Here is a 13,807-nt window from a genome sequence, read left to right on the forward strand (position 1 = left end):
ACGCTTCTCCTTTCCACTGTTCATCTGATTTGCTTTCTGCTACTCTTTAACATCCGGGATGGAGCCTAGAAAGGACCGGGTAGTTACTACTTTCGGCTCTTCAACGTAAGTAAGAAAGATCTTACTGACCTATTTTGTTTCCTTATCATCACGATCGCTACTTTCAGTTTAGCGGCCAATGGCGGTGTTTACGTGGTTGCCTGGGGCGCCATTCTGTATGGTGGAATCCAGTTCTTCCGCGGGCTCAGCATGTATACTCGTTCCAATTCGTAATGAAAAGCTTATAAACGATCCGCGGATTCTTCCAACATCATGTAGTACGTGCCATACATTTCACTGAATTGCCGGATACCATCCTGAATCAATCGTTCAAAGTTTCGCAGATCGGACTTGTGAACCGAAATATTTACACCTTGAAAAAATGCCGCCTGTGCAGGTAAAGTTTTGCAATGATCCGACACCATTACGACAAACATTTTTCGCCTTTCCACGGTTTTCCTTCCGTTCACCCTGCCCAGTATCTTTTGACCCCCTTCCGGATCGTCCGAGAATCCAGAGTCGGTGGTAATGACATCGTAAAATCCGCTTTCCAGACGACCCAGAGCTTCGGCAAAATGAGAGCAGGTTTGCACTGAATAGCCCAATCGTTGCAGAACAAACAGGATTTGTTGCGCTACGGCCGGATCCGATTCACAAACAAGCGCGCGCTTTTCGCTGTATTCCAATGCATTGACTTGCGATGCTTGTGAAGAATGTCCTACGAGCGTAACTAAAGAGAGCAATATATCTTTTCGGACATCTTCCAGTTGTTTCTTCACTGCGGCTTCCATTTCCGGCTTCCATTGTTCCCATGAAGAGGACTCAGCAGAGGCTTTCTCAGGGGTTTTGACGGCATCGCTTCCTGATGGCATGTTTACTTGAAAAACTTTCTTGCAGTTAGGACATTTTACGTTGAAGGTTGGGGAAGGAATCTTTGCTTTATCAATTTGGAACGTATGGCCACAATCATTACATGTAAGATTCATCGTTTTGTCCTACAAAACATAAACCCGCGCAGCTTCACGCGTTTCGGCAAAGGAATCACCGGTTGCCAGTTTCTGCAAGAGAGGTAAGGATACCTCCGACGCTAGATCCCCCAGCACTTTGACGGCCGCATTCCTTTCTGCAATCTCCAGCTTTGACCCGGCTTTCTTTTCCAGAACACGTTTTGCCAGCGGCACAGCCTGCAGAACCCTCATTTTGGCCAGCGCTTGAAAACACGCGGCCCGCAAATCTGTGTCCGCCGGCGTCGCGCTTCCAGCATAGTTGAGCAACATCTGGATTTCTCCATCCAGATTCGCCATCGGAACCAGATGCACCGCTTGAATTCGAACGGTCTTATCCGGATTGCATAACAGCTCATGAATTGTTTCAGAATCGGTAAGAGTACAACCCTGATAAAGGCGCTTCAGAATCTCTTTTGAAACGCGAACCTCCTCATTCTTGACGGCCTGCCGCAACATCTCCGACGTTTTCGGAAGCTTTACCTTGGTCATGATGGTTACCATATTTCTGACCACATACCACTTGTAGTGACTGAGTTTTCGCTCGACTCCAGGAACTAGATGGTTCGGATTCAAGCGATCAAAATAACCCAGCAGGCGTACCCGCGTAGACCTGTCCTCTTCCTCTGCAAGCCAGTTCAACAAAAATTCCGCTCCTTTTTCTCCCGACATCTTGCAATATTCGATGGCTACGTCTGCGCCTTCAGCGCCCACACGGATTTCCTCCATGAAAAAATCCCCGGAAGACTCGAGAGACATGGAAAGATGCCGCCTCAAACGATCATGTTTGTCGACTTGAAGATTGATCGTCCGGAGAAGCTCCATGGCCTGAGCATATTTCTTGCTCCGGAACTTTGTAAAGAATTCGGATTGGAAATAGCTCACATAAGCGAAAACGATCTCATCTTCCGTCTCTTTCTGAAAACAACGGCTTGTTATCGCCATAACAGCAGAATCCATATTCTTCCAGTGATCATAAGCGGAAAGCGTAGCCACAAGCGTTTGAACAATGCTGATGACAGACATCCTTTGCCGCTCATCGCCTTTGCTTAAACAGTTGAGAACCTTCTTCACGACCTCATCAACTTCCTTCTCATCCACTTCTTCAATCATCTGTTGAATCGCATCGGGTATGCGCAAAATATCGCTCGGTGTCAGGTCTTCCTTTTCGACAAAATCGCTCCACAGGCTACCAATCTGTTCTTCCGCCGGGGCCGTCTGCAAAGCGAGTGCCAGATTATTTGAATTCGAGGCATAACGCAGAGCAACATCCTTTTCCACAATGCCTGCACGGACCATTCGCTCCAGATCTTTGTCGAACGGTTGCATCCCTTCCAGGAATCCATCCCGCATTGCATCAAGGAGCGATCTGTTTTCCCCTTCCCCTTTAATGATGTATTCACGCGTGCGGGGAGTCGCTTTCAACACTTCTACGGCTGCTACTCTTCCGCCACCCTTCTTTGGAATCAAACGCTGGGCGATGACATAGCGAAACGTTTGCGCAAACCGGTTCCGAATCGATGTTTCTTCCGATTGTGGAAAGATGCCTATGATTCGATCGATTGCTTTTGAAGCATCGATGGTATGAAGTGTGCTGAAAACAAGATGCCCGGTTTCAGCAGCTTCCAGGGCGATTTCGGCCGTTTCCGTATCACGCATTTCACCAACCACAATGACCTTTGGAGACTGCCGCAGGGCCGCGCGAAGAGCGACGGCAAATGATGTCGTGTCCGATCCTAGTTCACGCTGGCAGATGCTGGATTTCTTGTGGCGATACAAATACTCGATCGGATCTTCTATCGTTATGATATGAAAGGCATTTTTTTGATTGATTTCATCAATGATGGCGGCAATCGTCGTTGACTTACCGCTGCCTGTGGGACCTGTGACAAGAACTATTCCCGTCGTTTCATCTGCGACTTCGTACAAAACATCCGGCAGATTCATTTCTTTTATACTGGGGACACCATAAGGAATCACACGCATAACGACTGCGAATGTTCCCCGCTGTTTATAGATGCTAACGCGAAATCTGGTAACGCCCGGAATGCTGTAGGAAAGATCGGCGGATCCCAACCGTATGAACCTTCGCAATGCTTCACGATCCTGCCCCATGATGTTCATGGCAATCACGTCCAGCTGAAACGGATTCAGTCGTTCTAATCCCTTAATAGGAACCGGCACCAAGGTTCCGGAGACTTCGATTTGCGGAGGACGTCCGACAAAGAAATGCAAATCGGATATGTTCGGTTTGAAGGAAAGCATCGTCTGCAGAACACGATCTACTTCGAGATTGTTCATAAAAAAAAGCGCAATGAACGCGCCCCTAACCTCTAAAAAAACCGTAGGAGCGCGACTCATCGCGCCCTTTCGCAATAATCGTAACACAAACATGACGTTTTTGTCACGCATAAATACAGGCGCCCCGATTACTCGACGCTGATGCTGAGAATGCACGAATCGAGAAAGAGCCTCTTGTGGCCCAGTAGTTCAGCTTCCGTTAATCGTAGCCTTAAACGTACTGCGGTTTTTTTTGCTCCGAATTCGCTACGGGCAAAAGTCGCAAATGTCGTTGTTAGTGTCATCGAGCAATAAACAATCGACGCCTTTCGGTGGTGTACATACCGGATAGTAGCAGTCTCCATGGACGAAGTGCTTTTCCAGTTTGGTTGTTCCGACATCTAGTACAACCCCGGCATTATCACCATCGCTATTGCTATGACAGATCAGAGTCTTTGTGGCGGCCGATGCGCTCACGTCCGGTGCCTGTATTTGGTTTGGGCTGACCGGATTTTCGGAACCTTGTTCCGGGTTCTGGGTGCAACCAATTGCAAACAGGACAACACAAAGTGCGGAAAGAAATCTCCAATTCGCGAAACTATTGAAAATTGTTTCCATATTTCCTCCTTCAGTTTTGTACCAATTCGGTAATGGCAAATACCTTGCCATGCTTGTTGCTTGTTGCGGGAAGCCATCCTTCGTCAGGAAAAGGAAAGAATTGCGGCCAATAGGAGCGGCGCGTTGTTTCGATATGGAACATGCCTGTGTTCCAGAGCAAAACAATGAACGCATTCAAAAAGAATCATTGTAAAAACATGCTCAAGAGCATAGATTGTGGAAGCCCTGACTATTCGCTGCTAATGCGTACGGTGCCGCGATCGAGAAATGGGCCCTGAATTGGGATGGCCCAGAAGTTCAGTTTTCCTTCACGAAGCTCAAAATGCATGAAATGATGGGCGCGGGCCACGACATCGGTTTCGGAAGTTGCGCGAGGTGTCTTCAGATGCCGGCCCCCTCCGCCTGTGGTGAAGTGAATGACTCCATGCTTTGGTTTCATGCGAGCGTAAAAGTGGTTGTGACCGGAAATGTAGATTTGCACACCATTCTTAACCAGGATTGGCTCAAGGGCTTTTCTGAAGGACACATCTACTGGATGGCTTCCAGGCGGACTGTAAATCGCGTGATGGCCATAAACAATCTTCCATATCGACTTCGATTCGGAAAGCACTTTCTGCAACCATTTCAATTGTGAAGGATTTGCATTTTGCACAAGAATATTTTCCGTATTCAAAGCAACAAATGTGACGAGAGCGGGATCCGGTGAAAAGTAGTAGTAACCCGTATTTGAGAGAATGTTGAACCGGACTCTATCGTCGATCAGGTCTCGGCCGTGACGGGTTTCAAAATCATGGTTGCCCAGGGAAGCAAAGAAGAGTACACCGCGCTTTCGCAAAGGATTATAGTACCGGTCAAAATGCTCATAAAAAAGCGCCTTGCTCCCACCCTTTCGTCTGTTCCAAATACGCTGCAAACCATCACCATAAATGTTGTCTCCCGTGGTAAGGACGAAACGGAACGGGTATTTCGCGTGCCATTCCAGCATCTCTTCGGCAATGGCTTCCTGCGCCGCACAGCCACAGCCCATGTCGCCGATCGCCGCAAAATGCAGCATATCGGTAGCCGCGAAAGAGAAACAGAAATAACACAGAAGAAGAGGAAGGATCAGCAGTTTTCGTTTCATCTGTTGCCCGGCTTTGACAATCTTCTCGGAAAGTACATATTCTATCTAATATGTTTTTTGGGTTTTGAAAATTCAAAATGCAGGGAGGCCGAATAATGGACGTTGAACAGAAACCAGAAGAAAGTTACAAGGATCAACCTCAACAGCAGTTCCGCATCGATGTTCCCCTTCATCAATTGCTGATGAATGGCCCCAAGCCTCAAAACGCCGCACCGGTCGGAGCCGAAGTTTTGACTTTGCCGGAACCGGTATTTCCACAACGTCAACCCGGACCGGATTACTCGGACAAAGAATACAACAAACTCAACGCCATTCGCGGATGGAAAGGCTGGGCAGTGCCCTACTTTAAATCCCGATGGCACAGCAAAGAACTTCGTCCCATCATTGCTTACCTTTTTACGGAATTTAAATGCAATGTGGATTGTCATTATTGCTGGTCTTATAACAACAAAGTCAAAGGAATGACGGAAGATATGGCGCGCCGCTCGATTGACTGGTTGCATGATATCGGATGTCGCGTTCTGGCTCTCATGGGAGGCGAGCCTCTGCTGCGTCCGGACTTTGTGCATAAAGTCGTTTATTACGCATCCAAGAAGGACTTCTTTGTCTACTTGCCAACGAACGGACGGTTGATGAATCCGGATGTTCTGGATCGTTTAGGGGATGCGGGTGTAGCGAATATCAATCTTGCGATCGATGCAGTCAATGAAAAGCCGGGGTTGCCGAAAGCGCTCAACCGGATTCAATCCTACTTCGACTACATGGTGAAGAAGAAACATTATTACGGCTACACGGCCATGATCAATATCAATATTACTCACATCAATCAAGAAGATGTGAAGGAGCTTACTCAAATAGCGCATGACAATGATCTGGCCACCGATTACCACATCAACGAAGCTCCGATGCTGCAACAGGATCATTTCAAGCATCTCGATGGCAACACCACATATCTTCTTCCGGAGGATCATCCGAAAGTGGATGAGCTGATCGAATGGGTGATTGAAAAACACAAGAACGGTTACAAAATGCCGAATCCTGTTTTTCATTTGCGTGAAATGAAAAAGCTCATGCGGGGAAAAGTGGATGCGTGGCCCTGTCGTGCCGGTCAAAATTCCTGCATCATCCGGACGGATGGTTCACTGGCTCCCTGCTTCCCCATGTACTCTTCAACGTACGACTGGGGAACTGTGGCAAATCACAAGTTTGAAGCAGGCCAATTGAATGAGATGAAAAAGGAATGTTCTCAACATTGTCTGTCAACATGCAATTACATTCTTTCGTATTGCTACGACAACACGCGAGTCATGAAATGGCTTGCGAAGCAGGCGATGCGCGGATTCCAGGGAGTGAGCGGCAGCTTCGAATAGTTCTTCAACGCAGAGACGCAAAGACGCAGAGAAAAGAGAAAGAATTTAATTAATTTTTTTCTTTGCGACTCTGCGCCTCTGCGTTAAATTTTCTGCATTATTTCCTGGATAACTCGGTGGGCGGATTCCAGGGCGCCTTGCATCCATCCGGGCAGTGAAGATGTATGATCGCCTGCGAAGTGGATTTGTCCGAAGGGACGTCCGAGAACAGGCAACAGATTCGTCATTTGTCCCGGTTTAAACCAGGAATAAGCTCCTCCGGCCCACGGATCGTGATCCCAGCAGACGGATGTTGTTTTGAGCAAATGCTTCCTCATTTCCGGATGCAATTCTTCCAGGAATGAAAGTGTTGTCTCAATTCGTTCTGTTTCATTCAATGATGAGATCCTTCGCGCAAGGGGTCCGGAAATATAGGCTTCCAGAATTCCGGCTTTTCCTTCCTGATTCGCGGTGCTGTGAAATAAGCTCAAAAAATCGTGGTCCGTATAAGCGTATCCTGATAAGCCTTGCTGTATCCAGAAACGTTCTTTGAATTGCGCATAGACGCGCGCGACAGAGGTATATCCAAGCTCCTGTATTGCGTTCCTTTTCTCGGAAGGCAAATCGATCTGCACTTTGGACAAAACGGAGAAAGGAATGGTGCAAATCAAGAAATCGCTTTGTTGCTTCTGAAACTCACCATTCTTCGAAAACACCACTTCGATCCGGTTGTCTATTTGATTCACCTGATGAACGGGAGTGTTCAAGGAAATACTGGAAAGTCGCGATGCGAAGGCAGAGGGCAGCCGGTCGCTTCCCCCCTGTATTCGAAATAATGAGCTGGAACGGCCTCTTGCAAGATCGTAAAATCCGCTGAGAGCGGAATAGCTTTCGATTCCATCACCCCATTCATCGATGTATTCCATTCGTAAACGGGAGATTTTTTCAGAAGAGATTCCCTGTTCCGTCAAAAACTGATAAAGGGTCGAATGGTCCCAGGCCCTTACGCCATCCGGGGGCCAGGGGTCTGCAGTTAAGGAAGCTGCAACTTGATGGATATAGGGTCCCAAATATTTTTTCTGAAGAGAGCCCGGTGAATCAGAATCTTCACCCGTGCCAATCCATTTCCGGTTCGCAACACGATAGACTGCAGGAAGGTTGGAAGGCGCCGGATCCAGCTGGATGCCGAATTCAGCAGCGTATTTTTTCGTAAGCGAATGACTGTCCGGCACAACCATCGCTCCCGCTTCTGCAAATTGTCCGAATTCGAAGGGCTCTCTGATTGTGTGGACACGGCCCCCGATTCTGTGTCTCGCTTCCAGAATCACCACTTCAAAGCCGTTTCGCGTGAGCTCGTACGCTGCACAGAGGCCGCTGATTCCTGCCCCGATAACAATTACTTTAGTCATGGGTAGTGGCAGAGCATTGTCCGCGTTTCTGGTTTTGAACACGTTGGGCAATTAGATCCGCAACCCGCAACATCTCTAGTTTGCTGAGACAATGCTCTGCTCTGTTCGCGGGATGCAGAGCATTTTGCTCTTCAGAAGTTGGTCAGTGCAATTTACAAGCATTTCTGAAAGTTCAGGTCTTTTTACTTCAATGGCAAATGCTCTGCCACTACCAGGAGTTTTTCGATGTCTCGTAGCAGGGGTGTGTATTGTCGTTTTAGGTTCGCATTTGTATGGAGGGCTTGTAGCAAATCTGCATGGGCATCGCGGGCGAACTTTGTATCGGCTCGAGCGAGTAACAATCCAAGACCGGCTCGTGTTGCAAGCGCGCGAGACATATGCGGATGGTATTGCAAGGCTTTGTTTACGGCTTCCAAACCCTTTTGAATTTCCACATCCGCGCTCTTTCTTTTTCGAATTTTCCAGGAGGCAAGCAACTGATACATTTCGGCTGCGGCGTTGTAGATTTCTGCTTCCTCCGGATTCATACGCAAGGCACTTTGAAGACTCTCTTCAGCCTCTTTCAATGCGCCGAGCGGAGATGCATTTTGGGAGATCGCAAACTGTGCTTCGACTAAATTCAGTCGTGCCGACATCAAGTACGGCTCAAAAAAGTCGGGATTGGAGTCAACTGCTCTCCTAACAAATGGCTTACCCTGATTCAGATAGAAAGAAGGATCTTTCCCCTGAGAAAGCGTGAAGACTGCGAGGCCTCGATAAACTTCCACAAGATTGCTGTACGCATAGGAATATTCCGCGTTAATCTGAATCGCTTTTTGAAAATATTCAATAGACTTTTGCAGAGTTGCCGTAGGATCTATGCCAATTGCGATCTGATATTCTCCTAAACCCTGTGTTACGCCACCAAGATTATTGTATGCGAGTGTGTAATCCGGATTCAGCTCAAGGGATTTTTGGAAGCACCGGCTCGCCTTTTCCAGGGAAGGTCGCGGGTCTTTCCCGTGATTGTTTTCATATTCTGCCTGAGTCCAATAAGCCACTCCAAGATTGTGATGAGCATACATGTAGGTGGGGTTGAGGCTGATCACTTTAAGATAATGATGAAATGCCTGGCTCAGCGTACTGCGCGGATCTAATCCGCGGTTTGCCTGATATTCGGCAAGTGTCCAGTATACGTTCCCCATGTTGTGATAGGTAAAGATGTTACCGGGATCAAGCTTTTTTGAATTTTGAAAACTTTCGATTGCCTTATCCAAATGAGGAACAGGATTGGTGCCATGTTCCATTTCGTAATCAGCAAGCAGCCGGTAGGTTCTACCTTTGTTGGTGTAGCCATTCACACTTGTGGGATTCCACTGAAGCTCCTTGCCCGCAAACTCGTCCGCTAGTTTCCAGTCCGGAAGCGGATCTCCGCCGTGAAGCATCTGAAACTCCCCTCGCCGGAGGTGAAGATTTGAGAGATTGTTGAAAGCCACTTCACTTTCAGGGTTCGTTTTGATGGCATCGTGGCAGACCTGAAGTCCTTCCTGAAAATCGGACTCTACCGATTCGCCGGATTGGTACAATTGAAGATTCATCCGGTCAACAGAAAGGCCGCAAAGAGCTTCGTAGATGGTGTTGTCACTTGCCGCTTTGGCGACCGCCTCGCGGTAGGCAACTTCAGCCTTGTCATAGTGCGCAAGCGCGCTGGCCGTGTCACCACGGTCCCGCAGACCATTTCCTATGGCTTTCCAGATCTCACCTTCCAGAAGTTTTGCTTCGTACATCCAGGGTACCAGGACCCAGGCTTCGTGAGCCCGCCGCAAAGCTTCCTCATAGCGTTTCTGATAAAATGCGATTTTTCCACGGACATAAGAAGGCGATTCCGCCCATGCCCCGCCGCTTTCATTGACAAACTGAATCGCGCGATCCCTGTATTCCTTTTCAATATGTTTTCTTTGAAAAATTCGCATCTCAAGACTCGTGATCCGTTCCACGTTTTCTAATTCCTTGTGATATAACACACCCAGAGTGTGCCCCAGGGAATAAGCAACTTCCGGCGCGCGATAGTTCTCCTGCCATGCCGTTTCCAAATGTTTTCGAGCCTTTTCGTATTCGTGCAAAGACATCCAACCGCGGCCCAGTGCATATTCCCCCGGCCCTTTCGCAACCTTCCCCATCTGTTTGGTCTGCATTTCGATGGCTCGCATCCGTTGTTTTACCATTTGCTTTTCCATGCGGATATCATGAAGCGGCAACAGATATGCATACCGCATGGTGGAATCCATTTTCTCGATTTCCTGACCGAACTGTTGCGCTAAACGCGCCTGCTGAGCTGCATTGAAACGGATCCGCAAGCCCAGAATCGCAAAAATAAGAATCAACACAAGCGATGCGCCCGATACCGCAAAAATAGCTTTATTCTTCCGGATCTTCTTATTAAGCCGGTAGCTGAATCCTGCCCGTCTGGCCAGAACCGGCTCAGCATCCAGGAACCTTTCGAGATCTTCTGCAAACGCGCGGGCCGAATCATAGCGACGTTCCGGTTCCTTTTCCAAACATTTCATTACGATGCTTTCCAGATCCGGAGAAATAGAAGAATTCCTTTGCCGCAAGAACTGCGGTTCTTCCTGCAACACCTTGAGGATGATGTCCACCCCGGTGTTTCCCTCAAATGGCGAAGATCCACACAAGACTTCATACAAGGTAGCGCCAAGACTGTACACATCGCTTCTGCGATCAATCTTCCCAGCCTCACCGCGGGCCTGTTCCGGTGCCATGTAGAATGGCGTACCTACCACTACTCCTGTCACTGTGTGGCCAGGCACTTCCATTTCTCGCACCAATCCGAAATCGAGGATGTATGGATGAAGCGTTCCATCCTCTTTTGTTTCGATAAGAATGTTGGCTGGTTTGACATCGCGGTGAATCAAACCCAGCCTGTGCGCTGCATGCAAAGCTTCGGCAACCTCCCTGACGATATTCGCTTTTTGCTCTTGAGTCAGCGTTTCTCCTATTTCTAAAAGGTTCTTCCCTTCAATGAATTGCATCGCGATATAACCATGATTTTGAAACTCGCCGACTTCATAAATTTCACAAACATGCGGATGCCTTATCCTGGCCTGTGCTTGCGCCTCGCAGATCAGGCGACGTTGCAACTCGGGATCTTCACGGCGCAAGAATTTTAGAGCGACCGGACGCTTCAGGACCGGATCAAAAGCCTTGTAGACACGGCCCATTCCTCCCTCCCCCAGGCAACCCATCAATTCGTAACGCTCCCAGGATTTAAGGGAATTTTCGATGAACCCGAGAGGAAGAACGGGAAATGATGCAGGAAGAATTAGCGGCTTCCGAACTATTCCAGGATCGCTCCCCATACTTTCACTTTACCAAGAATCGCCACGCAAAGCTTTAAGGGGGCAGTGGGACTGCCCCCTTATGAATTGTTCACGCTATTGCCAGGAAAAATATTGGGATTTTGATGGCCAAAAAGAGCTGGTGTTGGGAACACACCCGTGGATTTAGCAAAACTTGTGCCGGACGGGTCTCGACGATTGAGGGGCAAGCGGAAGCCAATAATTGTCACAATTGTAGCAAAAAGTAGCGTCTACTCCTGACTCGTCTCCGCGTCAGCGAGTCTACGTGAAGACGCGTAGACACGCGACGCAAAGACGCTTTGCCCCCCGATATTTCTTATTGAACCGTAAACGTTGCCGGTGTAGTGCTGCTACCATTTTGTCCGTTAAAGGTAGCCGTCACACTTACCGAATATTGTCCCTTAGGATCTTTTTGAGCGATCTTGTAATTCCACACTGCCTTTCCGGATGAATTGGTTGTTAGCGTTTTTGTTGTTGTCTTGCCATTTGCTTTCGTCATGGTAAATGTCACGCTGGCGCCCGATGCTGGATTAGAGCCGGAAAGCACAGTTGCAGTAATGGCGACCGTTTGTCGCACGCTGAAAGGTCCAGCGGGTGAAGAAACTGAGACGTTCAAAGGAGGTGGCGGATTCGTCACCGTGCAATTGGCTGTTCCGGTGCCGGTGTAGCTGCCACTTGTTGCAGTTGCGTTGACTCCATACGTGCCAACCGCTGTGCCTCCCGGCGCAGTTTTCGTCATCGTTACGTTTCCATTTGCGCCGGGGGAAAGCGTAATCGAAGAATTCGAAAAACTGGAACCCCATCCGGAAGGCAAAGTGGAACTCAGGTTAAATGTACCGGAGGAGCAACCGGAAGAATCGTTGTTCTTTACATTGACTGTGTAGTTCACGCTATTGCCAGGATAAACACTTGGATTCGATGGCGAAACTGTTACTGTTGGATTTGCTTGAACACACGGCACAGGACCAAAATCGACATTCAATGTGAGCCCGGAAGACGTTGCCGATTGTACGTTCAGTGTCACGTTTGAATAAGCATCTGTCCACGGAAGTCCCGGTCTCAATACGGTGTCGGTCCAAACATTATCCGGCGTAAAATCCAGAAGATGTGTATAGGAACTGGTGAAGGAATCCTCGTAATGGATCAACGCTCCTTGAAAAACGTTTGAGTTTAGCGTCGTGTCATAGTCACCAATCGACTGGCGATATTCGACCCAGAGATAAGCATTGTTGCCCGTTCCTCTTTGGATCTTGAGTCCTTTCAGGCCGGCGCTGCTGGATTCGATCGGCAGAATGGTAAAGGTCCCGTCGTTTGTAACAGTCTGATAACCGGAACCGCTTGCGAGCCAACCGAGTCTTACTTTGTGTGGCGCGCCATAGTGTCCGAGGTTCCAGGATCCCATTGTGTTGAACACATCACCATACTCATTCAAGGTACCTTGAGTTCCCAGCGGTCCCAGCGTTTCTGTTCCGAAATCGCGCGTGCTGGCATGGTGCAAACTGAGATTGTGTCCGCCTTCATGGCAGGACAATTTCACAGCGTTATCGCGGTTTGTAAAATAGTTCGCAAGCTCCCAGGATACTGAGGCGCTAAAGTTGCCATCCTGTGAACTGTTACTCCAGCAGCCAAGGCTACCTAGACCGGCCCATCCGCATGATCCTGGATTTGGCATGATAATAAATAGCCGGGTGTACTGCGTAAAATTCACATCCGGATCTGCTGCTGCAATAGCCGCAGAGCGAATCGCGTCGTACTGATCACAAGTGTAGAGCTGATTCAGTGTGTACCAGCCGTAGACTGCTCCTGAAGCGGATGCCTGATTGTACGAAGCTTCTCTCCAATATTTATCAACCGTACGACCGGTGGCACCGAAGAATGCGTCATAAACTGTTTGCGTAGTGACTCCGGAAGGAGGGCTGATTCCTGGAAAAGTAACAAGGAGAACAACAGTGTTCTGGTTTCCTGAAGTGCTGCAGGTCGTAGCCGCAGCAACCGATTCACCAAGAATTTCACCTTTTCCCGCGACTCGTTTGCCAACCTTTACACCCTTCACTTTCAGAATGACGCCGCTTCTAAGTCCACCGGGTTCCAGACCATCAAAATTCACATCGAGATCTTGATCCCCGACTTTCAAACGATGAACCCATTGTCTCCGGGTCATCGTTGGGTCATCAATCATGAAGCAGGTGTTATCGCCTTTCCATGTGCCTTGTTCTTCAAGATAGGAAGCAGAATCAGGAAAGGCTGATGCGAGCCTCTTCAAAATATCAGAAGAAAAGGCAAGACCAACTGCCTTGGAAGGATTCTTTTGGATCAGATCGTAAAGATGAGCATTTCGTTTCTTGATGATTTCAGCTGCTTGATCGGCAGACGGACCCCCTGACTCCGCCCGTTCGAGCAACTGCAAAAGACCCTCGTTTAGCTCTGAAACATGCGACGCCGAATCCTTTTGGGATGCGTACGTGCTGTTGAGAATCGTGAAGAAGAAAAGAAGGACGATCGTCCCGATATACCGAATGCGCATGCATTCCCCCCTTTTTTTGAACTGAGAACGGTCGCCGCTTCAGCAAAACCCATGCCCGGAACTCTCCTGAGGAGAGAGTCCATTTTGGTGCCAATTCTTGTCACA

General features: G+C 48.5%; 8 protein-coding genes. 1 reads left to right on the forward strand and 7 read right to left on the reverse strand.

Annotation, left to right across the window (positions count from 1 at the left end; translation table 11 throughout):
• Positions 1 to 281: 281 nt before the first annotated feature.
• The 4 genes from L0156_03510 to L0156_03525 all read right to left on the reverse strand — a co-directional run bounded on the left by L0156_03510 (position 282) and on the right by L0156_03525 (position 5,064).
• Positions 282 to 1,025 (reverse strand): zinc-ribbon domain-containing protein, encoded by a 744-nt coding sequence (locus tag L0156_03510; protein ID MCI0602055.1) that lies wholly within the window; start codon positions 1,023 to 1,025, stop codon positions 282 to 284.
• Positions 1,026 to 1,034: 9 nt separating this feature from the next.
• Positions 1,035 to 3,344 carry a PilT/PilU family type 4a pilus ATPase gene (locus tag L0156_03515; protein ID MCI0602056.1) on the reverse strand — a complete coding sequence of 770 codons (2,310 nt, stop codon included), beginning with the start codon at positions 3,342 to 3,344 and terminating at the stop codon, positions 1,035 to 1,037.
• Between the two features lie 246 nt (positions 3,345 to 3,590).
• Complete coding sequence (locus L0156_03520; GenBank protein ID MCI0602057.1) at positions 3,591 to 3,941, reverse strand: hypothetical protein; 351 nt, start codon at positions 3,939 to 3,941, stop codon at positions 3,591 to 3,593.
• 229 nt (positions 3,942 to 4,170) lie between these two features.
• Positions 4,171 to 5,064 carry a metallophosphoesterase gene (locus L0156_03525; protein MCI0602058.1) on the reverse strand — a complete coding sequence of 298 codons (894 nt, stop codon included), beginning with the start codon at positions 5,062 to 5,064 and terminating at the stop codon, positions 4,171 to 4,173.
• Between the two features lie 95 nt (positions 5,065 to 5,159).
• On the opposite strand from L0156_03525, the gene L0156_03530 reads away from it, so the two are divergent.
• Positions 5,160 to 6,434 (forward strand): radical SAM protein, encoded by a 1,275-nt coding sequence (locus L0156_03530; protein ID MCI0602059.1) that lies wholly within the window; start codon positions 5,160 to 5,162, stop codon positions 6,432 to 6,434.
• Between the two features lie 83 nt (positions 6,435 to 6,517).
• Here the strand turns inward: L0156_03530 and L0156_03535 are convergent, their stop codons facing one another.
• The 3 genes from L0156_03535 to L0156_03545 form a co-directional block, all read right to left on the reverse strand.
• On the reverse strand, positions 6,518 to 7,822 hold the full coding sequence (locus L0156_03535; GenBank protein MCI0602060.1) for an FAD-dependent oxidoreductase: 1,305 nt from the start codon (positions 7,820 to 7,822) through the stop codon (positions 6,518 to 6,520).
• 182 nt (positions 7,823 to 8,004) lie between these two features.
• Entirely contained in the window at positions 8,005 to 11,178 is a 3,174-nt protein-coding gene (locus L0156_03540) for a protein kinase (GenBank protein ID MCI0602061.1), read from the reverse strand.
• A 316-nt stretch (positions 11,179 to 11,494) separates the two neighbouring features.
• Entirely contained in the window at positions 11,495 to 13,702 is a 2,208-nt protein-coding gene (locus tag L0156_03545) for an NEW3 domain-containing protein (GenBank protein MCI0602062.1), read from the reverse strand.
• Between the last annotated feature and the right edge of the window lie 105 nt (positions 13,703 to 13,807).

The organism is bacterium (genome assembly GCA_022616075.1).
GTDB lineage: Bacteria > Acidobacteriota > HRBIN11 > JAKEFK01 > JAKEFK01 > JAKEFK01.